Source organism: Pseudomonas sp. NPDC077451 (assembly GCF_044543345.1).
Taxonomy (GTDB): domain Bacteria; phylum Pseudomonadota; class Gammaproteobacteria; order Pseudomonadales; family Pseudomonadaceae; genus Stutzerimonas.
Genome location: NZ_JBITVX010000001.1, coordinates 730,982 through 750,523, shown reverse-complemented (window position 1 = coordinate 750,523; position 19,542 = coordinate 730,982). Strand labels below are relative to the sequence as shown.

At 59.7% G+C, this 19,542-nt stretch carries 21 protein-coding genes and 1 tRNA gene; 13 read left to right on the top strand and 9 right to left on the bottom strand.

Annotation, left to right across the window (positions count from 1 at the left end; translation table 11 throughout):
- Window position 1: 1 nt before the first annotated feature.
- Window positions 2–907 (bottom strand): drug/metabolite exporter YedA, encoded by a 906-nt coding sequence (gene yedA / locus ACIGHL_RS03550; protein ID WP_128121220.1) that lies wholly within the window; start codon window positions 905–907, stop codon window positions 2–4.
- Between the two features lie 114 nt (window positions 908–1,021).
- A complete protein-coding gene (locus ACIGHL_RS03545; protein WP_128121219.1) occupies window positions 1,022–2,254 on the bottom strand; it encodes a M24 family metallopeptidase in 1,233 nt (410 codons plus the stop codon).
- 161 nt (window positions 2,255–2,415) lie between these two features.
- On the opposite strand from ACIGHL_RS03545, the gene ACIGHL_RS03540 reads away from it, so the two are divergent.
- From ACIGHL_RS03540 to ACIGHL_RS03515, 6 genes are all read left to right on the top strand, one after another.
- Complete coding sequence (locus ACIGHL_RS03540) at window positions 2,416–2,979, top strand: cupin domain-containing protein (protein ID WP_045426588.1); 564 nt, start codon at window positions 2,416–2,418, stop codon at window positions 2,977–2,979.
- Window positions 2,980–3,229: 250 nt separating this feature from the next.
- Complete coding sequence (locus tag ACIGHL_RS03535; RefSeq protein ID WP_128121218.1) at window positions 3,230–4,831, top strand: ABC transporter substrate-binding protein; 1,602 nt, start codon at window positions 3,230–3,232, stop codon at window positions 4,829–4,831.
- A 171-nt stretch (window positions 4,832–5,002) separates the two neighbouring features.
- Window positions 5,003–6,013 carry an ABC transporter permease subunit gene (locus ACIGHL_RS03530; RefSeq protein ID WP_128121217.1) on the top strand — a complete coding sequence of 337 codons (1,011 nt, stop codon included), beginning with the start codon at window positions 5,003–5,005 and terminating at the stop codon, window positions 6,011–6,013.
- Window positions 6,014–6,025: 12 nt separating this feature from the next.
- Window positions 6,026–6,937, top strand: a complete 912-nt coding sequence (locus tag ACIGHL_RS03525) for an ABC transporter permease subunit (RefSeq protein WP_128121216.1) — start codon at window positions 6,026–6,028, stop codon at window positions 6,935–6,937.
- A 52-nt stretch (window positions 6,938–6,989) separates the two neighbouring features.
- Entirely contained in the window at window positions 6,990–8,018 is a 1,029-nt protein-coding gene (locus ACIGHL_RS03520; protein ID WP_128121215.1) for an ABC transporter ATP-binding protein, read from the top strand.
- Window positions 8,008–9,021: a peptide ABC transporter ATP-binding protein gene (locus ACIGHL_RS03515; RefSeq protein WP_128121214.1), complete on the top strand. Its 1,014-nt coding sequence runs from the start codon at window positions 8,008–8,010 to the stop codon at window positions 9,019–9,021. Before ACIGHL_RS03520 ends, ACIGHL_RS03515 begins: the two co-directional genes overlap by 11 nt.
- A 139-nt stretch (window positions 9,022–9,160) precedes the next feature.
- On the opposite strand, the gene ACIGHL_RS03510 is transcribed toward ACIGHL_RS03515, so the two are convergent.
- Complete coding sequence (locus ACIGHL_RS03510; protein WP_128121213.1) at window positions 9,161–9,433, bottom strand: DUF1652 domain-containing protein; 273 nt, start codon at window positions 9,431–9,433, stop codon at window positions 9,161–9,163.
- 348 nt (window positions 9,434–9,781) lie between these two features.
- A tRNA-Ser gene (locus ACIGHL_RS03505) sits at window positions 9,782–9,871 on the bottom strand.
- A gap of 128 nt (window positions 9,872–9,999) precedes the next feature.
- On the opposite strand from ACIGHL_RS03505, the gene ACIGHL_RS03500 reads away from it, so the two are divergent.
- From ACIGHL_RS03500 to ACIGHL_RS03470, 7 genes are all read left to right on the top strand, one after another.
- Window positions 10,000–10,668, top strand: coding sequence for a Bax inhibitor-1/YccA family protein (locus tag ACIGHL_RS03500; RefSeq protein ID WP_045426571.1), 669 nt, complete (start codon window positions 10,000–10,002; stop codon window positions 10,666–10,668).
- 88 nt (window positions 10,669–10,756) lie between these two features.
- Entirely contained in the window at window positions 10,757–11,149 is a 393-nt protein-coding gene (gene tusD, locus ACIGHL_RS03495; protein ID WP_128121212.1) for a sulfurtransferase complex subunit TusD, read from the top strand.
- Window positions 11,149–11,508 carry a sulfurtransferase complex subunit TusC gene (tusC, locus tag ACIGHL_RS03490; RefSeq protein ID WP_128121211.1) on the top strand — a complete coding sequence of 120 codons (360 nt, stop codon included), beginning with the start codon at window positions 11,149–11,151 and terminating at the stop codon, window positions 11,506–11,508. Before tusD ends, tusC begins: the two co-directional genes overlap by 1 nt.
- A complete protein-coding gene (gene tusB, locus ACIGHL_RS03485) occupies window positions 11,508–11,810 on the top strand; it encodes a sulfurtransferase complex subunit TusB (protein ID WP_128121210.1) in 303 nt (100 codons plus the stop codon). The genes tusC and tusB overlap by 1 nt, the downstream gene beginning before the upstream one ends.
- Window positions 11,807–12,142, top strand: coding sequence for a TusE/DsrC/DsvC family sulfur relay protein (locus ACIGHL_RS03480; RefSeq protein ID WP_128121209.1), 336 nt, complete (start codon window positions 11,807–11,809; stop codon window positions 12,140–12,142). Before tusB ends, ACIGHL_RS03480 begins: the two co-directional genes overlap by 4 nt.
- Complete coding sequence (locus ACIGHL_RS03475; RefSeq protein WP_128121208.1) at window positions 12,139–13,119, top strand: glycosyl transferase family protein; 981 nt, start codon at window positions 12,139–12,141, stop codon at window positions 13,117–13,119. Before ACIGHL_RS03480 ends, ACIGHL_RS03475 begins: the two co-directional genes overlap by 4 nt.
- An 84-nt stretch (window positions 13,120–13,203) precedes the next feature.
- Window positions 13,204–14,202, top strand: coding sequence for a glutathione S-transferase family protein (locus tag ACIGHL_RS03470; protein WP_128121207.1), 999 nt, complete (start codon window positions 13,204–13,206; stop codon window positions 14,200–14,202).
- Window positions 14,203–14,232: 30 nt separating this feature from the next.
- On the opposite strand, the gene cysG is transcribed toward ACIGHL_RS03470, so the two are convergent.
- The 5 genes from cysG to lolA form a co-directional block, all read right to left on the bottom strand.
- Complete coding sequence (cysG, locus tag ACIGHL_RS03465) at window positions 14,233–15,630, bottom strand: siroheme synthase CysG (protein WP_128121206.1); 1,398 nt, start codon at window positions 15,628–15,630, stop codon at window positions 14,233–14,235.
- Between the two features lie 159 nt (window positions 15,631–15,789).
- Window positions 15,790–17,070 (bottom strand): serine--tRNA ligase, encoded by a 1,281-nt coding sequence (gene serS, locus ACIGHL_RS03460; protein ID WP_128121205.1) that lies wholly within the window; start codon window positions 17,068–17,070, stop codon window positions 15,790–15,792.
- Window positions 17,071–17,139: 69 nt separating this feature from the next.
- Entirely contained in the window at window positions 17,140–17,514 is a 375-nt protein-coding gene (crcB, locus tag ACIGHL_RS03455) for a fluoride efflux transporter CrcB (RefSeq protein ID WP_128121204.1), read from the bottom strand.
- Window positions 17,511–18,836 carry a replication-associated recombination protein A gene (locus ACIGHL_RS03450; protein WP_127839505.1) on the bottom strand — a complete coding sequence of 442 codons (1,326 nt, stop codon included), beginning with the start codon at window positions 18,834–18,836 and terminating at the stop codon, window positions 17,511–17,513. The genes crcB and ACIGHL_RS03450 overlap by 4 nt, the downstream gene beginning before the upstream one ends.
- 74 nt (window positions 18,837–18,910) lie before the next feature.
- Window positions 18,911–19,537, bottom strand: coding sequence for an outer membrane lipoprotein periplasmic chaperone LolA (lolA, locus tag ACIGHL_RS03445; protein ID WP_046163626.1), 627 nt, complete (start codon window positions 19,535–19,537; stop codon window positions 18,911–18,913).
- Between the last annotated feature and the right edge of the window lie 5 nt (window positions 19,538–19,542).

Here is a 19,542-nt window from a genome sequence, read left to right as displayed (position 1 = left end):
TTCAGGTCTCGCTCGCCACAGCTGCGACCTTCGGCCGGCGCCATTGGGGCAAACCGATCAGGATTACCGCGCTGACGATAACCGTCATCGCCAACCACTCCTCAGGCCCGATGCGCTCTCCGGCAAACGTGATACCCAGCAGTACCGCCACCACCGGATTTACATAGGCGTAACTGGTCGCCGCTGCCGGTCGCACATGCTTGAGCAGATACAGGTAGGCGCTGAACGCGACGATGGACCCGAGAAACGTCAAGTAGATCAACGCAAGCCAGCCGCCCATGTCTGGCATCTGCTGCAGGCGCTCGCCACTCACCAGGCTGCCGAACAACAACACCGCGCCACCGACGAGCATTTGTGCTGCACTCGCCATTGCACCGTTCGGCAGGCTGAGGTGGCGGCTCCACATCGAACCGAACGCCCAGCTCGCCGCTGCGAGCAACACGATCACCGCGCCTAGAGGGCTGGCCTGAAGGTTGTGTCCTAGATTGAGCAAGCCGATGCCGATCAGCCCCAGCAGGATCCCGCCCCACTCTAATCCGGTGGTTCGCTGGCCCCAGATCAAGCCGAACAGCAGTGCGAACAGGGGTACCGTTGCGATTGCGAGCGCCGCCACCGCCGATGCAACACCGAGATGCTCGGCGACTGTCACACCGCCATTCCCGCAACTGAGCAGAAGAACGCCGACGATTGCGCACGAGCGCCACTCCTTCGCCGTCGGAAGAGGTACCCCGCGCCAGCGCAACCAGACGAACATCAGACTGCCGGCAATCACGAAACGCAGCCCGGCCAACAACATTGGCGGCCAGGACTGAACGCCGATGCGAATCACGAAATAGGTTGAGCCCCAGATCAGATACAGGGCGGCAAAAGCGCCCACGAGCAGCAGCGGAAAGCGGCGCGAAGACATGACGTGAGGCCCGAGCGGGTGGTGGGATCGACCATTCTAGATAGCCCGCTTAGCCAAGAATAAGCACAGTCAGCCATTTGTTTAGCGGTGCAGTTAGGCGCACCGCCTCACCGCTTAGCCATTATTGAGGCCGAAGGGATCATCAATGCTGTGGCTCGGCTCGGTGAACCAGCGCGGTCCGCTCTCGCTCATGTAGAAGTGGTCCTCCAGGCGAATGCCGAACTCACCGGGCACGCAGATCATCGGTTCATTGCTGAAACACATGCCGACGTCGATGGGTGTCTGGTCGCCGCGGACCAGATAGGGGCTTTCATGGATTTCCAGCCCGATCCCGTGACCGGTGCGATGAGGAAGGCCCGGCAATTGGTAATCGGGACCGAGGCCGCAGGCTTCGAGCGCGCCTCGCGCCGCCTCGTCCACTTCTTCACAGCGCGCACCCAGGCGGGCCGCCGCAAAGGCGGCCAACTGTGCGTCCTTTTCGAAAGTCCACAATGCTCGCTGGTGTTCGCTCGGCTCGCCGAAGACGTAACTGCGCGTGATGTCCGACAGGTAACTGTGCACACGACAGCCCGTGTCGATCAGGACCATGTCACGGCGCTTGAGCGTCTGCGGATACTTCACACCATGGGGAAATGCACTCGCTTCGCCGAACAGCACGATGCAGAAGGTTGACCCTGGCGCACCGACTGCCCGGTGCGCCAGCTCGATAAACCGAACCACTTCGGTGGTGCTGATGCCCTCGCGCAGGATGCTCGCCGCCGCTTTGTGCACTTCCAGCGTCATGTCCTTGGCCCGTTGCATCAAGGCGATCTCAGCACTCGATTTACGCTGCCGGCAATAGCTTGTCACGACGCTCGCATCGGTGAAGGCGTAGCCTGGATCCAGCAAGCGCAGGCCGTCGAACATGAAAAACGGCAACGACGGACACAGACCAATGCATGGGCGAAGACTGGTGTTCGGCTGGATGCCCATGCGCTGCAAACAGTCGAGCAACAAACGATAGGGGCTTTCATGCTCCTGCCACCCGTTGACTGCACCATCAACCACCATGAAGTCGCGAATCGTGCCCTCTTCGAAGGCCGGCGCCAGGTACTCCAGCGCACCATCGGCGGGCAGAATTGCACCAACCATGCGCTCGCTCGGGCTCCAGCGCACGCCGGTGAAGTACTCGAGGTTCGCGCCCGCGCTAAGAAAAACGGCGTCGAGGCCAAGCTGCCTCATGCGCCGCTGTGCCTTGTCGATACGGTCCAGGTACTCGTCTTGCACTATCGGCTCGACGCCATCCAGCATGTTGCGCAAGCGCCCAAGCGCCTCTTCCTGCGTGCTGCCGCCGACACCGATGGTCATGCCTGTTCTCCGAAACCAACCGAAAATGTTGGCCGAATTTAAGTACAGCTTAATTTTTCTGGCAAAGCTTTTTTCTGCTGTGCCGTGAAAAAGCCAAAATCAAGGCTGGCGCGAGCCTGTCCCGCTGGCCGTATACTGGCCACTTTCACAAGGCGAATTTCATGACAGTCGACCGTATCGGCGAGCGATTGCGTCGTCACAGGCGTGCCGCGAACAAGACCCTGAACCAGGTAGCCAAGGAGTCGGGGCTGACGGCGAGCTTCCTGTCCCAGGCCGAACGTAACCTTACGGGTGTCTCGATTTCGTCGCTGGCGAACATCGCAAAATCGCTCGGCGTGCCGCTCAATTCGCTGTTTGATCAGCCCAGCCAACCGCAGCCCGATTCCCACCAGGGCGAACGAGTTCGTTACACCATCGAAGGCCAGCCGCTGGCGTACGAGCGTCTGTCTACAAGCTTTCCAGGCAATCTGCTGAACGCCGTCAAAGTCAGCATGCCAGTGGGTTACCAGTCCGAACTCATTGCCCATGAAGGCGCCGAATTCGCCTATGTCCTCTCCGGACGGATCATCTACACGGTCGATGGCCGCGACTATCCGTTGGCTAGCGGCGACTCCATACATTTCGATGCGGGCAAGCCTCACCACCTAGCCAACGTAGGCGATCAACCGGCCGAAGTGCTCACCGTAACGACCATGGGCCTGTTCGACGATTTGACCACCCGCTAGCTGGCACCGCTATTGCTTGATCTCGATACCTGAAGCTCGCCAACGAAATTTAGCAGCGCTTAATTTCTGTTGACCGGGTTTTCAGCATGACTTAATTTCGAGGCAGGCTAGGCTGTGATCTTCAAGACGCAGCCGCCAACAGTGTTCTGCGCCGAGCGGGCGAACCCCCACGGCGACACCGGCGTGCAGTGAGCCACTGTTCGGTCCACGAGACCAACCCTCGATGAACATAAAAAAGAATGAGGTTTGCATGCGAAACACTCTCTCCATCCGAGCATTGCTCGCCGCGGGACTGATCCTCGGCTCGCCCCTCAGCTTCGCCGCCGGCAGCCTGGTGTACTGCTCCGAGGGCAGCCCCGCCGGTTTCGATCCTGGTCAGTACACCACCGGTACTGACTTCGACGCCGCCTCGGAAACCGTATTCAACCGTCTCGCCCAATTCGAACGAGGCGGCACTCGCGCCCTCCCCGCGCTGGCGACCAAATGGGAGGTCAGCGATGACGGCCTCACCTATACCTTCCATCTGCGTCCCGGGGTCAAGTTTCATACCACTGACTACTTCAAGCCCAGCCGCGAGTTCAATGCCGACGACGTCCTCTTCACTTTCCAGCGCATGCTCGACAAGGAGCATCCGTTCCGCAAGGCGTACGCCAGCGAGTTCCCCTATTTCGTCGACATGGGCATGGACAAGAACATCACCAAGGTCGAGAAGCTCGACGACATGACGGTCCGCTTTACCCTCGACAAAGTAGATGCCGCCTTCATACAGAACCTCGCGATGAACTTTGCCGCGATCCATTCAGCTGAATATGCCGATCAGTTGCTCCAAGCCGGCAACAGTGAACAGATCAACCAGAAGCCGATTGGCACTGGGCCGTTCGTATTCAGCCGCTACCAGAAAGACGCTCAGATCCGCTTCAAGGGCAACAAGGAATACTGGAAACCCGAAGACGTGAAGATCGATAACTTGATTTTCGCGATCACTACCGACGCCTCGGTCCGTGCGCAGAAGCTCCGTGCCGGGGAATGCCAGGTCACGCTCAACCCTCGCCCGGCGGACATCGAAGCGTTGCAGAAAGATCCCAACATCAAGGTACCGAGCCAACCGGGCTTTAACCTCGGTTACATCGCCTACAACGTTGAGCACGAGCCACTCGGCAAGCTTGAGGTGCGCAAGGCGTTGGACATGGCCGTCGACAAGAAATCCATCATCGAGGCCGTCTATCAGGGGGCCGGCCAATTGGCTGTGAACGCCCTTCCGCCCACTCAGTGGTCTTACGACGAGAGCATCAAGGGCACCGAATACAACCCGGAAAAAGCGCGCGAATTGCTTAAACAGGCAGGCGTCAAGGAAGGCACCGAAATCACCCTGTGGGCAATGCCGGTGCAGCGCCCCTACAACCCCAACGCCAAGCTGATGGCGCAAATGATCCAGGCTGACTGGGCCAAGATCGGGATCAAGGCACGCATCGTGAGCTACGAGTGGGGCGAATATATCAAGCGCGGCCATGCGGGGGAGCATGATGCCATGCTGATCGGCTGGACTGGGGACAATGGCGACCCGGACAACTGGATGAACACGCTGTATGGCTGTGATGCGGTAAATGGCAACAATTGGTCGAGATGGTGCGACGCGACATACGACAAAGTGGTCAAGGATGCCAAGCGCATTACGGATCAGGCTGAACGTACCAAGCTGTATGAGCAGGCGCAGCAGATCATTCAGGAGCAGGTACCCATCACGCCTATTGCCCACTCTACCGTCTACCAGCCGATGCGCAACAGCGTGGAGGGCTTCGAAATCAGCCCCTTCGGGCGCAACTCCTTCTATGGCGTAGAAAACAAGCGTTGATAGTAGCGAAGCCAGGCCTGCCCTCGGGCATGTCTGGCTGACCTCCTTTGCACGTTTTTTGACTGCCGGTCCGCACAGCCAAGCGTCATCAGCCCAACGATAGTCGCGAACTTGAGTACGGCGATCGAGGCTGTGCTGTCGCGCAGCCATAGTTTTACCAGGAGTTCTGCAATGTTCAGCTTCATAGCCCGCCGCGTGGGTCTGCTGATACCCACCTTTTTCGGCATCACGCTACTCACCTTTGCCCTGATTCGCATGATCCCCGGGGATCCGGTGGAAGTGATGATGGGAGAGCGGAAAGTCGATCCGGAGATGCATGCCCAGGCGATGGAGCGGCTGGGTCTGAACAAGCCGCTTTACCTGCAGTATTTCGATTACATCGGCAATCTGGCGCAAGGTGATCTTGGCGAGTCGCTGCGTACACGCACGAGCGTCTGGAAAGAGTTCTCTACCCTGTTTCCCGCCACCCTCGAGCTTGCCTTCGCGGCACTGATCATCGCCGGCACCCTGGGCCTGCTGGCTGGTGTGGTCGCAGCACTTAAACGTGGCTCGCTGTTCGACCATGGCGTTATGGGCGTTTCGCTGGTGGGTTACTCGATGCCGATCTTCTGGTGGGGGCTGATTCTCATCATGTTTTTCTCCGTAGGCCTTGGCTGGACGCCCGTTTCCGGACGAATCGACCTGCTCTACGACGTACCGCCCGTCACCGGCTTCATGCTGATCGACACCCTGCTCAGCGAAGAAGAAGGCGCATTTCTGGATGCTCTTCACCACATGATTCTCCCGGCTGTGGTGCTGGCGACGATTCCCCTGGCGGTCATCGCCCGCATGACGCGCTCAGCGATGCTAGAAGTGCTGCGCGAAGATTATGTCCGCACGGCTCGGGCGAAAGGTTTATCGCCGAGCCGAGTGGTTTTCGTCCATGGGCTGCGCAACGCGCTGATCCCCGTCCTGACCGTGTTCGGCTTGCAGATCGGCACCCTGCTGGCCGGAGCCGTACTGACCGAGACGATTTTCTCCTGGCCGGGCATCGGCAAGTGGCTGATCGAATCCATCGGCGCTCGCGACTACCCAGTAGTGCAGAACGGCATCTTGCTGGTCGCCTGCCTCGTCATCCTGGTCAATTTCACCGTGGACATCCTCTACGGCCTGGCCAACCCCCGTATTCGCCACCAGCGCTGAGGAGGCCGAAGCATGAACAGCATTGAGACCCTACCGGCCGCCGAACCGACTGCTTATTACCCGTCACCCCTTCGGGAGTTCTGGAGTGCCTTTCGCCGCAACAAGGGCGCACTGGGTGGCCTGATCTTTATGGTGTTGCTGGTTGCCTGCGCCCTGTTCGCACCGGCTTTGGCGCCCTACAACCCCAGCGAACAGTTTCGCGACTTTTTGCTCACCCCGCCGGCATGGCAGGAAGGCGGGACGGTGCAATTCATACTTGGCACCGACGAGCTCGGGCGGGACATGCTTTCGCGGTTAATCCACGGGGCGCGGCTGTCGCTGCTGATCGGTCTTGCTTCGGTCGTCTTTTCGCTGCTGCCCGGCATCCTGCTCGGCCTGCTGGCAGGCTTTTCGCCTACTCGGCTGGGGCCGTTCATCATGCGCTTGATGGACATCATGCTGGCACTGCCCTCGCTACTGCTGGCGGTAGCGATCGTGGCGATCCTCGGCCCAGGTCTGATCAATACCATCTTCGCCATCGCCATCGTGTCCCTGCCCTCTTACGTGCGCCTGACCCGGGCGGCGGTGATGACCGAGCTCAACCGCGACTACGTGACAGCCTCGAAACTCGCTGGCGCCGGCACCTTGCGGCTGATGTTCATCAGCGTACTGCCGAACTGTATGGCGCCGCTGATCGTCCAGGCCACGCTGAGCTTTTCCTCGGCGATTCTCGACGCCGCCGCGCTGGGCTTTCTAGGCCTTGGCGTTCAGCCGCCTACACCCGAGTGGGGCACGATGCTGGCCTCGGCACGCGATTACATCGAGCGCGCCTGGTGGGTCGTATCCCTTCCTGGCTTGGCGATTCTGCTCAGCGTGCTGGCCATCAACCTGTTCGGCGACGGCCTGCGCGATGCGCTTGATCCCAAGCTCAAGAATGCCGCATGAGGGGTTCACAGATGCTTCGTTCAGAACTTACGGAAACAAGGGACAATCGCCGATGAGCCTCCTCGAGATTCAAAACCTGTCGGTGCGCTTTGGAGACGACGGCGCGCCACCTGTGGTGGACGGGCTAGACCTCAGCGTCGACAAAGGTGAAGTGCTGGCCATCGTCGGTGAGTCCGGCTCTGGCAAGTCAGTCACGATGATGGCGTTGATGGGGCTGGTCGATGCGCCGGGCAAAGTGGCGGCTGATCGCCTCCAATTCGCCGGCCAGGATTTGTTGACTCTCAAGGGGCGCCAGCGCCGTCGAGTGATCGGTAAGGATTTGGCCATGGTCTTTCAGGACCCGATGACCGCGCTCAATCCAAGCTATACCGTGGGTTTCCAGATCGAAGAGGTGCTGCGACAGCATCTGGGCCTCAAGGGCAAAGCCGCTCGGCAGCGCGCGCTCGAGCTGCTCGAGCGGGTTGAAATCCCAGGCGCCGCCAGCCGTCTGGACGCCTTCCCCCATCAGCTGTCCGGCGGCATGAGCCAGCGGGTGGCTATCGCCATGGCTATCGCAGGCGAGCCACAGCTGCTGATCGCCGACGAGCCGACCACAGCGCTGGACGTGACCATCCAGGCACAAATCATGGATCTGCTGCTGAGCTTGCAGCGCGACCAGAACATGGCACTCATCCTGATCACTCACGACCTGGCCGTGGTAGCCGAAACCGCTCAGCGCGTCTGTGTGATGTATGCGGGCCAAGCGGTCGAGACCGGGCGCGTACCAGAGCTGTTCGACGCACCCGCTCATCCGTACACCGAAGCGTTGCTCGCCTCCATACCAGAACATTCGAACAGCCGGCGTCTTGCGACCTTGCCGGGCATCGTTCCGGGTCGATACGACCGCCCGGCGGGCTGCCTGCTCTCGCCACGTTGCCCTTACGCTCAACCACGCTGCGGAGAACGACCGGCACTGGAACCCTACGACCGCGGCGAGGTGCGCTGCTTTTACCCGCGCAACATGACACCTGGCGAAGCACCTGAAGTGCTGCCGGAGTCGCAACGTCCTAGCCAGCCACCCGGAGAACACCATGTCTACTGAGCCGTCGACAGGCAGCGTGCTGTCCGCACGCGAGCTGACCCGCCACTACCAAATCTCACGTGGGCTGTTCAAACCACACGCCACCGTACGCGCGCTCAACGGCGTGTCCTTCGAACTGGCGTCCGGCGAAACACTGGCCGTGGTGGGCGAATCCGGTTGCGGCAAGTCCACGCTTGCACGAGCACTGACACTCATCGAGGAGCCGACGTCCGGCTCGTTGCAGATTGCAGGACAGGAAGTGGCAGGCGCAGACAAGGCTCAACGCAAACAGCTACGCCGCGATGTGCAGATGGTGTTTCAGAATCCCTACGCCTCGTTGAACCCAAGGCAGAAGATCGGCGACCAGTTGGCTGAACCGCTCGTTATCAATACCGGGCTGTCACGCACTGAACGCCGGGAGCGCGTGCAGGCGATGATGCAGCAGGTCGGGCTGCGTCCCGAGCACTACCAGCGCTATCCGCATATGTTCTCCGGCGGTCAGCGCCAGCGCATTGCCCTTGCGCGGGCGATGATGCTCAATCCGAAGGTGCTGATTGCCGACGAGCCGACTTCGGCGCTGGATGTGTCGATTCAAGCGCAGGTGCTGAACCTCTTCATGGATCTGCAGGAGCAGTTCAACGCCGGCTATGTCTTCATCTCCCATGACCTGGCTGTTGTCCGTCATGTAGCTGATAAGGTACTGGTGATGTATTTCGGCAGCCCGATGGAAATGGGGCCAGCCGAGCTGATCTACACCCGCCCGCTACACCCTTACACTCAGGTGCTGCTGGCCGCGACGCCTAGCATCCGGCCTGACTCGACGAAGCCGAAAATCAAGGTCAGCGGCGAACTGCCCAACCCGCTCGACCCACCTACCGGCTGCGTTTTCCACACCCGCTGCCCTCACGCCACCGAACGCTGCAGTTCAGAAGTCCCGGCATTCCGCCCTTTGGACGACAGGCTGGTGGCCTGCCACTACGCCGAGGAAGTGGGCTCGGCGCCCCAAACCGCTTCGGTTGCCTGAGCCGAATCAGGCCTGCGTATTGCTTCATGAACTCAAACGACAAAGGCCCCAGAACATGGGGCCTTCTACTAGAGACTGGCAGAGCCGGTGAGATTCGACGCCGTCGCCTATCTTGGATGACGCATAGACAAACGTTCAGCTAAACGGCGATCTGTCGTTCTCGCAAGCCCTCGAGCAGAGCCGGCCGTAGTGCAATGACGTCGAGTTCGATCACGCTAATCAACCCTGCCAATTGCGCTCGCGTAACCGATACGCCACACGGGAGCCCGGTCAAGACCAACGACTCCCCGGTCAACTCATCCAGCAGCATCGCCTGGATGGTCTGAGGAGAATCCATTGTGGCCGTGAACAACAGCGGCCTGAAGTGTTCCCGCACGAGTGCCAAAGCCTCGGGCAGCCTAATCCGGATCATCTGACAATTCCTTTTGTCCGAGCGGAGATTTTAGTTACCAAGCGCACCCACCGCACGCTAAAGAAACGCCAACTACCTCACCTTTAAGCACGGAGTTACGTCCATCGCTGGGTAGAAGCCACGAGCTCGCTCCAATCAGCCCACGTGCTGGAGTCACCCAGCGCACCATCGCTCGCCGTCTCCAAACAAACTAGCTAAGACCGGCGAAAATCGCGGAACTGGCGTCTGAGGACGACTTCGCGCTGCCGCACTCGCTCCCTTGGGAACAATATGGGAACGCTCATGCCCGCACGTCCCTAGTCCAGAAACGCTGAAGGCCCCGGAGTACGGGGCCTTCAGTTCGCGATATGGCGGAGGAGGTGAGATTCGAACTCACGGAAGAGTTTCCCCTTCGACGGTTTTCAAGACCGTTGCATTCAACCGCTCTGCCACTCCTCCGCAGAGAGCGGGCGCAATAGTACCCGAACGAAACAGTCTGTCAAACACTGTCGTTAGGCGGAAACAAAAGCTCTGCTATGATCCGGGGCAATTCACCTTAGGCTGAATACATCTACAGGAGTGTCGCCATGCTCAAGCAACAGTACGCACCTACGCATACGCAGGTTGAACAGAAGGAAGTCAGCCGCGTTCTGCGCAACACCTACGGCCTTCTGGCCATCACCCTGGGCTTCAGCGCCTTCGTCGCCTACATGGCGATGCAAGCCAACGCAGCCTACCCGAACATCTTCGTGGTGCTGATTGGCTTCTACGGCCTGTTCTTCCTGACCGTGAAGCTACGCAATTCCGCGTGGGGTCTGCTTTCGACTTTCGCCTTGACCGGCTTCATGGGTTACACGCTGGGGCCGATCCTCAACATGTACCTAGGCACTGCCAACGGTGGTGAGCTCATTGCCTCGGCGCTGTCGATGACCGCTCTGGTGTTCTTTGGTCTGTCGGCATTCGTGCTGATCACCCGTAAGGACATGAGCTTCCTTAGCGGCTTTATCACCGCTGGTTTCTTTGTCCTGCTGGGCGCAATGGTTGCTGGTTTCTTCTTCGAGATTAGCGGCCTGCAACTGGCGATCAGCGCCGGCTTCGTGCTGTTCTCTTCGGTGTGCATCCTCTACCAGACCAGCGCGATCATCCATGGCGGCGAGCGTAACTACATCATGGCCACCATCGGCCTGTACGTTTCGCTGTACAACCTGTTCATCAGCCTGCTGCAGCTGATGGGCATCATGGGTGGCGACGACTGATCAGTACCCATCGAATCAGCCCGCTTCGGCGGGCTTTTTCGTTTCTAAAGCTGGCGTATCATGTCAGGCAGTCATGCAACGGTGGCCCATGAAATTCGCAATTGCTCTGTTTTCCCCCGCCCACTCCCCCGCCTCACGCCGCGCCTTGCGTTTCACCGAGGCGGTGCTGACGGGCGGTCACGAGGTTGTCCGGCTGTTCCTTTATCAGGATGGTGTACACAGCGCGTCGGCCAACACGGTGACCGCGCAAGACGAACTGGATATCGCAGAGCAATGGCGTCAACTCATCAGCCTCCACGGGCTTGACGGTGTGGTCTGCATCGCTGCGAGTCTGCGCCGTGGCGTACTGGATGAACAGGAAGCCAAACGCCACCAGCGCCCTGCAGCGAACCTTGCAGCGGGTTGGGAGCTGTCCGGTCTGGGGCAGCTGCACGAAGCCAGCCAGCATGCCGACCGTCTGGTCTGCTTTGGAGGTCACTGATGGCGCGCTCGATGCTCATCATCACGCGGCAGTCGCCGTGGTCCGGTCCTTCCGCACGCGAGGCACTGGATATCGTTCTGGCCGGCGGCGCGTTCGAATTGCCGCTCGGGCTGTTGTTTCTCGATGACGGGGTGTTTCAGCTGGTGCCTGCTCAGCAGGCCACTCGGCTGCAGCAAAAGGACCTGACGGCCAATCTGCAGGCACTTCCCATGTTTGGCATCGACGCGCTGTACACGGCCAAACGCAGCCTCAGCGAGCGCGGGCTGGATGAGGCCACGCTGTCGCTGCCGGTAGAGTTATTGGACGATGCCGGGCTGCGCGCCCTTATTAACCGCTACGACCATGTGATCACGCTCTGATGGCAACTCTGCACCTGCTTTCACACTCCCCGTTTGCAGATAGCCGCCTGGCCAGCTGCTTACATCTAGTCAATGCCGACGATGCGCTGTTGCTTTGTGGGGATGCGGTATATGCGCTGAAGGACGGCACGGCCCAGCGGAAAGCGTTGGATCTGATGCCCGAGAGCATCGCACTGTTTGCGCTGGATGAAGACGTGGCCGCCCGTGGCATCAACTCCCTGCCGTTGCGCCTGCAGCAGATCGACTATGACGGCTTCGTCGAGCTCTGCTGTCATTATGACCGGACCAATTCTTGGCTATGAACGGGCTGATTATCAACGGCATAAGCGTTGCTGTGGATCAGGAAGGCTTCCTGGTTGATCTCGACGATTGGAGCGAGCCGGTCGCAGAAGCACTGGCGAACGCTGAAGGAATCACCCTCCAAGCCGAACACTGGGAAATCCTCCGGGTGCTGCGCGAGTTTTATCAGGAGTTTCAGCTGTCGCCCGCAACGCGTCCGCTGATCAAGTACACCGCATTGAAACTTGGCCCGGAAAAGGGCAACAGCATGCATCTGAACCGCCTATTCAAAGGCACCCCTGCCAAGCTGGCTGCAAAGCTGGCAGGCCTGCCGAAACCGAGCAATTGCATATGAGCCTGGTCACCCCTGCCGAACATCCTTTCGCCGTCTTCGTCCGCATTCTCGGCAAAGGCAAGCGCGGCGCCCGTGACTTGACCCGCGAAGAAGCGCGCGAAGCCATGGGCATGCTGCTTGACGGGAAAGCGGAAGACACGCAGCTCGGCGCCTTTCTCATGCTATTACGGCACAAGGAAGAAAGCGCCGAAGAACTGGCAGGATTCACCGAAGCCGTGCGCGAGCGCCTGCAAGCGCCAGCAATCGCGGTGGATATTGACTGGCCAAGCTATGCCGGCAAGAAGCGTCATCTGCCCTGGTATTTGCTTGCTGCGAAATGCCTGGCACAAAACGGTATTCGGATTCTGGTGCATGGCGGTGGCGCGCACACCGCAGGGCGGATGTATACCGAGCAGCAGCTCGAACTAATAGGTATCGCTAGTTGCCGCGACTGGACTGAAACTGCCAATGCTTTGGATAAAGACAACCTCGCTTTCATGACACTCGGTGCGTGGATGCCGGGGCTTCAGCGCATGATCGATCAACGTAACGTGCTTGGCTTGCGCTCGCCAATCCATTCGCTGGCTCGCATCCTCAATCCACTGAGGGCCCGCTGCGGACTGCAGAGCATTTTCCACCCGGGCTATCAGGCAAATCACAGGGAAGCCAGTCGGCTACTGGGCGACACCTCAATCGTGATCAAGGGCGAAGGGGGCGAGATCGAGGTCAACCCCGATGGCGTTGCGCACCTGTACGGTACCCAGGCGGGCGAGTCTTGGGACGAAGACTGGCCGGCGCTTTCGCCGCAACGTCACGTCAAGCCTGCGCAGCTCGATCCGCAGCATCTGGTTGCTGTCTGGCAAGGTGCCGAAGATGCCTACGGTGAGCTTGCAGTCGTTGCGACGATGGCCTTGGCACTCAGAGGCCTTGGCCAGCCGCGTGAAGCAGCGTTCGATCAGGCTCGTGAGTTCTGGGCGCATCGGAATCTATCGACCTGAACGATTGGTTTGACCGGGCTTTACGACTCATCAATCGAGCCATGACACCTACACTGTTTTTAATTCGAAACCGTGGAGGTGAGCATGGGACTTCTGGTCGACGGCCAGTGGCAAGACCGCTGGTACGAAAACAGTAACGATGGAGAATTCCAGCGAGAGCAGGCCCAACGGCGAGACTGGATCACCACGGACGGTTCGCCAGGGCCAGATAACCGCCCCGCCGTTCAGGCACAAGCTGGTCGCTATCATCTCTATGTCTCGCTGGCCTGCCCCTGGGCTCATCGCACCCTGATTTATCGCAAACTGAAACAGCTCGAGCCGCTGATCGACGTTTCGGTGGTCAGTTGGCTAATGGCGGAGCACGGCTGGACGTTCGACAAGCAACGGGGGTCGACTGGCGATGCGCTGGATGGCCTGAGCTATCTGCATCAACGCTATACCGCTGATGACGCTCAGTACACCGGCCGTGTGACGGTTCCGGTGCTTTGGGATAAGCAGGAGCAACGCATCGTCAACAACGAATCGGCCGAGCTCATTCGCATCTTCAACAGCGCTTTCGATGATCTGACTGGCTCGAGGCTGGATCTCTACCCAGAGCCGCTACGTGCCGAGATCGACTCCCTCAACGAACGCATCTATCCACGCGTCAACAATGGCGTCTACCGGGCTGGGTTTGCGTCAACGCAGAAAGCCTACGAAGCAGCATTCGATGAATTGTTCGCCGAGCTCGATTGGCTCGAACAGCGTCTCAACGAGCATCGTTACCTGACCGGCGAATACCTGACGGAGGCGGATTGGCGTCTGTTCACCACCATCGTTCGCTTCGATGCCGTCTACCACGGTCACTTCAAATGCAACTTGCGACGGATCGAGGACTATCCAAACCTTTCGAACTGGCTACGAGAACTGTACCAGTGGCCGGGGATTGCCGAGACCGTCGACTTCACCCACATCAAGCACCACTACTACGCCAGTCACCGGCATATCAACGGCAACGGCATCGTACCCAAAGGCCCAGAGCTGTCACTGGACCGCGCGCATGATCGGGATCGCCTGGCCGGGAAAGGGATCTGGTCGCGTTAAGGCCGCGACCGTCTCGGACGGCCGCGATAGTTACCTGTCGCGGTTCTGAGCGCCTTCGAACCAAGCAAGTTTTTCGCGTAACTGCACTACCTCGCCAATGATGACGAGCGTTGGCGCCTGCACCTGTTCGTTGGCCACTCGCTCGGCCAGGTTGGCGAGCGTTCCGGTAAACACTCGTTGATTGATCGTCGTTCCCTGCTGAACCAAGGCAGCGGGGGTATCGGCAGAGCGACCGTGTGCGATCAGCTGTTGGCAGATAACCGGCAGACCGACCAGCCCCATGTAGAACACCAGCGTCTGGCTGGGCGCGACCAGTTCTGACCACGGCAAATCGCAACTTCCATCCTTCAAATGCCCCGTCACGAAGCGTACCGACTGTGCATGATCACGATGGGTCAGCGGAATACCGGCATAGGCCGCGCAGCCACTGGCCGCGGTGATCCCGGGGACGACCTGGAACGGCACGTCGTGCGCCGCCAGTTCTTCGATCTCTTCGCCGCCTCGCCCGAATATGAACGGATCGCCGCCTTTGAGCCGCAACACGCGCTTGCCTTCTTTGGCCAGGGTTACCAGCAACTGGTTGATCTGATCCTGCGGCACCGCATGCGCTGCGCGCTGTTTACCGACATAAATGCGATCGGCATCGCGCCGGCACAAGTCGAGGATAGCGGGCGCTACCAAGCGGTCGTAGAGGACCACGTCGGCCTGCTGCATCAGGCGCAGGGCACGGAAGGTCAGCAGATCAGGATCGCCCGGTCCGGCACCGACCAAATAGACCTCGCCCAGGGTTTTCGGCTCCGCACCGGACAGTTTTTCCTCCAAGAGCCGCTCGGCCTCTTGCGCCTGACCAGCGAGCGCCCGCTCCGCAACGCTGCCCTGGAAGACTTCTTCCCAGAACACACGTCGCTGCTGTACGTCTGCAAATTTGGCCTTGACCTGGCTACGGAATTTCTTCGCCAAGCCTGCCAGTTCGCCATAGACCGCTGGCACCCAGGTCTCGATGCGCGCGCGCATGAGGCGCGCCAGCACGGGAGCATCACCACCGCTGGAAACAGCGATCATCAGCGGCGAGCGATCAACAATGGCCGGAAAAATCACCGTACACAGCTGCGGCGAATCCACCACGTTGACCGGCATGCCAAGCGCCTGGGCGTCTTTGGATACCTGCTCATTCAGTGGCTCGTCATCGGTCGCAGCGATCGCTAACACGCAGCCTGACAGGTCGCCAGGGAGATAACCCCGGATGATTGTCTGTCCGCCGCCTTGCGCTACCAGCTCGTTCAACTGCGCCTCTACTTCCGGAGCGACAACGCGCAGCACGGCGCCCGCTTCTGACAACAAGCGAGCCTTGCGCAGTGCAATCTCCCCACCGCCGACGACCAGTACCGGACGGCCCTTCAGATTGTGGAAAAGCGGCAAAAAATCCATGGACCCGTCCTGGTGACAATATGAGATAGAGCCATCTCAAACCTTATGTCTGTGATGGCCCTTGTCGAGAATCAAGAGAGTCCGGATGCTCGTTCGGCCTTTTCCCTGCGAAGCACATCACCCGTCTCTCTGCACCTGCGTCGGCACGCTATCGCCGGATCAACCGATCACTTCGATACCGCCCATGTAGGGCTTGAGTGCTGCCGGCACACGGATGCTGCCATCGGCCTGCTGGTAATTCTCCAGCACTGCAACCAGCGTACGACCTACGGCCAGCCCGGAGCCATTCAGTGTATGGACCAGTTCGGGCTTGCCCGTTTCCGGGTTGCGGTAGCGTGCCTGCATGCGACGCGCCTGAAAGTCGCCGCAGTTAGAGCAGGAAGAGATTTCACGATACTTGTCCTGACTCGGCACCCAGACTTCGAGATCGTAGGTCTTAGTCGCACCGAAGCCCATGTCACCCGTGCACAGCGCCAAAACGCGATACGGCAATTCCAGCAGCTGCAGTACCTTCTCCGCGTTCGCCGTCAAGCCTTCCAACGCTTCGAACGACTGACTCGGCTCGACGATCTGAACCATCTCGACCTTGTCGAACTGGTGCTGACGGATCATTCCGCGGGTGTCACGGCCAGAAGCGCCCGCTTCGCTGCGGAAACACGGCGTATGCGCGACGAATTTCATCGGCAGCTGCTTGGCATCCAGAATCTCGCCAGCCACGATGTTGGTCAGCGAGACCTCGGCGGTTGGAATCAGATAAAGGTCAGCTTCGTTCTCACGGCTGATCTTGAACAGGTCCTCTTCGAACTTCGGAAGCTGGCCGGTACCCTGCAGCGCCGGGGCCTGGACCAGATACGGCGTGTACGCCTCTTCGTATCCGTGCTCGCGGGTGTGCAGATCCAGCATGAACTGCGCCAGGGCGCGATGCAGACGGGCGATCGGCCCGCGCATCAGCGCAAAGCGCGCACCGGATAGCTTGGCCGCGGTCTCGAAGTCGAGCCAGCCGTGCTGCTCGCCCAATGCGACGTGGTCTTTCACTTCGAAGTCGAAGGTCTTGGGCGCACCCCAGCGACGAACTTCGACGTTCTCATCTTCATCTTTGCCCACTGGAACCGATTCGTGCGGCAGGTTCGGCAGGCTCAGCATCAACTGATCCAGCTCGCTCTGGATGCCTTCCAGCTCGACCTTTCCGGCTTCGAGTTCTGAGCCCATACGGTCGACATCAGCGAGCAACGGCGCAATGTCTTCACCGCGCTGTTTGGCCTGACCGATGGATTTGGAGCGGGCGTTGCGCTCGGCCTGAAGTTGCTCGGTACGGGTCTGCACGGTCTTGCGCTGGGCTTCAAGCGCCTCGATACGCGCCACATCCAGCTGGTAGCCGCGGGTCGCGAGGCGGTCGGCCACGTCTTGCAGCTGTGTGCGTACCAGTTTCGAATCAAGCATGGTGGGTCTCGTCTATGGAAGCTTTGAGGAAAGGCAAAGAAGCGAAGTTTACTGTGATCCAGGCCAGGTTCATAACCTGCCAAGCGTAAGTCCAAGCCAGGCGGCCAACAGACCACCGAGCACACTCGCGCCTATGTAACCGAAGGCTGTCGCGGGTTGGCCACTTTCCAGCAGTCGCAAACCGTCCAGCGAGAAGCTGGAAAACGTCGTTAACGCACCGAGAAAGCCAACGATCAACCCGCTGCGCATCTCCGGGGATAGTTCGGGGCGGTGCAGGAAAGAGGCGTACAGATAGCCAATAAGCAGGCAGCCAAGCAGGTTCACTGCGAGGGTTGCGAAGAAAAAGTGTCTCGGCCACTGAGCGGAGACCCATGTCGAGACGCCGAATCTGATCAGCGTACCTACGACACCGCCGGCGGCCACGGCCAGAACCATGCGAATCATGTTTTTCTCCGCTGCCGCGGGCTTTGCTGATCGAGACGTGCCAGATGCTCAAGTTTGTCGCGGATCTTGCTCTCCAGACCACGCGGTACGGGGTCGTAATAGTGGCGCGGCTCTATTGCTTCTGGAAAATAGTCCTCACCCGCAGCGTAGGCGTCAGGCTCATCATGGGCGTAGCGATATTCGTTGCCGTAACCCAGCTCTTTCATCAGCCGGGTCGGCGCATTACGCAGGTGCAACGGAACCTCCGCCGAGCCGTTCTCTCGAACGTCCCGCATCGCTGCATTGAAGGCGCTGTAAACCGCGTTGCTCTTCGGCGCGCAAGCGAGATAGACGATGGCCTGGGCGACGGCTAATTCGCCTTCAGGACTTCCCAGCCGTTCCTGCACATCCCACGCCGACAGACACAGACTCAGCGCCCGGGGATCTGCATTGCCCACCTCTTCGCTAGCCATGCGAACCACACGTCTGGCGATGTACAGCGGATCGCAACCACCGTCGATCATTCGGGCAAACCAGTACAACGAGGCATCCGGATTCGAACCGCGGACCGACTTATGCAAAGCCGATATCTGGTCGTAAAAGGCCTCCCCCCCCTTGTCGAAGCGCCGCCGGCTGTCGCCCAGCAGATCCTGCAGCAGCTCGACGCTGATCTCGCCGCCCTCTTCGGCCAGGTCCGAGGCGTTTTCCAGCAGGTTCAATAGCCGTCGTCCATCACCATCAGCGGCTGCCATCAGGATCTGAAAACTCTCATCCGGCAGACTCAGATGGAGGTCGCCCAATCCCTTAGACTCGGTCAATGCGCGCGTGACCAGCCTGCGTAGCGCAGCCTCGTCGAGGCTCTTTAGCACATAGACCCGGGCACGCGACAACAAGGCATTGTTAAGCTCGAACGACGGGTTTTCGGTGGTGGCACCGATGAAAATCAGCGTGCCATCTTCAACGTAGGGTAAAAAAGCGTCCTGCTGAGACTTGTTGAAGCGATGCACCTCGTCAACGAACAAGATCGTACGCCGTCCGTATTGGGCCGCTTGCTGCTTTGCAATCTCCACGGCCTGGCGAATCTCCTTGACGCCAGCCAGCACCGCCGAGACGGTCTCGAAGTGCGCATCAGATACTTTGGCCAACAGGCGCGCTAGGGTGGTCTTGCCGACTCCCGGCGGCCCCCAGAAGACCATCGAGTGCAACGCACCCTGCTCCAGCGCCTCACGCAACGGTTTGCCACGCGCCAACAGGTGCTCCTGCCCAACATATTCGTCAAGGCTGGCGGCGCGCAGGCGTGCAGCTAGAGGTTGAGCGACAGGTTCACGGCTGAACAGGTCCATCGGCGACGGAAGCCTCTGATGCACACGGCCTGCGGGAAAGCAGGCCGTGTGGGTAAACGGAAAGCGAATGCCTGTTACTCGGAGATGACGTCGGCCCCATCGGGCACTTCGAAGGTGAACAGCTCGGCCTTGAGTGGCTGGTTCAACTTGACGCCTTGGAACAGGATGTTGGTGCGTTGGCCAACGCCGTCAACCATTTGCATGTCGTTGATCACGCCACCACGAAACGACAGACGAAGACTGTCGAACAGTGTGTCCTTGGCTTTCGGCTTGAGCGTGAAATCGACCACTTCCCCCGCCTCCTGGTGAGACACTTCGAAATTCTCGTTGATTGCCGATACATCGCCCGACAACAGCAATGCCGGGGTATGGGTCAAGCGCTGGTCGAGTGTTTGGATGGTGACTTGCTCGAGATCCGGATCGTACAACCAGACTTTCTTACCGTTAGAAACCAGCAACTGCTCCATCGGTTCATCGGTATGCCAACGAAACTGGCCCGGGCGCTTGAGCGCCATTTCACCGGAGGTCTCTTGCAGCTGGGTTCCGGTGCCATCCAGAGACAGCTGGGAAAAGCGGCCGGTCAAGGTTTCAGCCTTCTGCAGCAGGCCGGTCAGGCGTTGCACAGAGGCAGCCTGGTCAGCGTGAGCCGGAACCAGTGTGAACAGCAGAGCGGATGCAAACAACGCACGAATCAATTGCATGAAGC

Coding starts and splice junctions, on each gene's coding strand:
- ACIGHL_RS03530 (WP_128121217.1), top strand. CDS start 5,003: ATGTTCAGCTTCATAGCCCGCCGCGTGGGTCTGCTGATACCCACCTTT.
- ACIGHL_RS03500 (WP_045426571.1), top strand. CDS start 10,000: ATGCTCAAGCAACAGTACGCACCTACGCATACGCAGGTTGAACAGAAG.
- tusC (WP_128121211.1), top strand. CDS start 11,149: ATGGCGCGCTCGATGCTCATCATCACGCGGCAGTCGCCGTGGTCCGGT.
- tusD (WP_128121212.1), top strand. CDS start 10,757: ATGAAATTCGCAATTGCTCTGTTTTCCCCCGCCCACTCCCCCGCCTCA.
- ACIGHL_RS03475 (WP_128121208.1), top strand. CDS start 12,139: ATGAGCCTGGTCACCCCTGCCGAACATCCTTTCGCCGTCTTCGTCCGC.
- ACIGHL_RS03540 (WP_045426588.1), top strand. CDS start 2,416: ATGACAGTCGACCGTATCGGCGAGCGATTGCGTCGTCACAGGCGTGCC.
- tusB (WP_128121210.1), top strand. CDS start 11,508: ATGGCAACTCTGCACCTGCTTTCACACTCCCCGTTTGCAGATAGCCGC.
- ACIGHL_RS03525 (WP_128121216.1), top strand. CDS start 6,026: ATGAACAGCATTGAGACCCTACCGGCCGCCGAACCGACTGCTTATTAC.
- crcB (WP_128121204.1), bottom strand. CDS start 17,514: ATGATTCGCATGGTTCTGGCCGTGGCCGCCGGCGGTGTCGTAGGTACG.
- ACIGHL_RS03470 (WP_128121207.1), top strand. CDS start 13,204: ATGGGACTTCTGGTCGACGGCCAGTGGCAAGACCGCTGGTACGAAAAC.
- ACIGHL_RS03515 (WP_128121214.1), top strand. CDS start 8,008: ATGTCTACTGAGCCGTCGACAGGCAGCGTGCTGTCCGCACGCGAGCTG.
- ACIGHL_RS03520 (WP_128121215.1), top strand. CDS start 6,990: ATGAGCCTCCTCGAGATTCAAAACCTGTCGGTGCGCTTTGGAGACGAC.
- ACIGHL_RS03480 (WP_128121209.1), top strand. CDS start 11,807: ATGAACGGGCTGATTATCAACGGCATAAGCGTTGCTGTGGATCAGGAA.
- cysG (WP_128121206.1), bottom strand. CDS start 15,630: ATGGATTTTTTGCCGCTTTTCCACAATCTGAAGGGCCGTCCGGTACTG.
- lolA (WP_046163626.1), bottom strand. CDS start 19,537: ATGCAATTGATTCGTGCGTTGTTTGCATCCGCTCTGCTGTTCACACTG.
- yedA (WP_128121220.1), bottom strand. CDS start 907: ATGTCTTCGCGCCGCTTTCCGCTGCTGCTCGTGGGCGCTTTTGCCGCC.
- serS (WP_128121205.1), bottom strand. CDS start 17,070: ATGCTTGATTCGAAACTGGTACGCACACAGCTGCAAGACGTGGCCGAC.
- ACIGHL_RS03510 (WP_128121213.1), bottom strand. CDS start 9,433: ATGATCCGGATTAGGCTGCCCGAGGCTTTGGCACTCGTGCGGGAACAC.
- ACIGHL_RS03535 (WP_128121218.1), top strand. CDS start 3,230: ATGCGAAACACTCTCTCCATCCGAGCATTGCTCGCCGCGGGACTGATC.
- ACIGHL_RS03450 (WP_127839505.1), bottom strand. CDS start 18,836: ATGGACCTGTTCAGCCGTGAACCTGTCGCTCAACCTCTAGCTGCACGC.
- ACIGHL_RS03545 (WP_128121219.1), bottom strand. CDS start 2,254: ATGACCATCGGTGTCGGCGGCAGCACGCAGGAAGAGGCGCTTGGGCGC.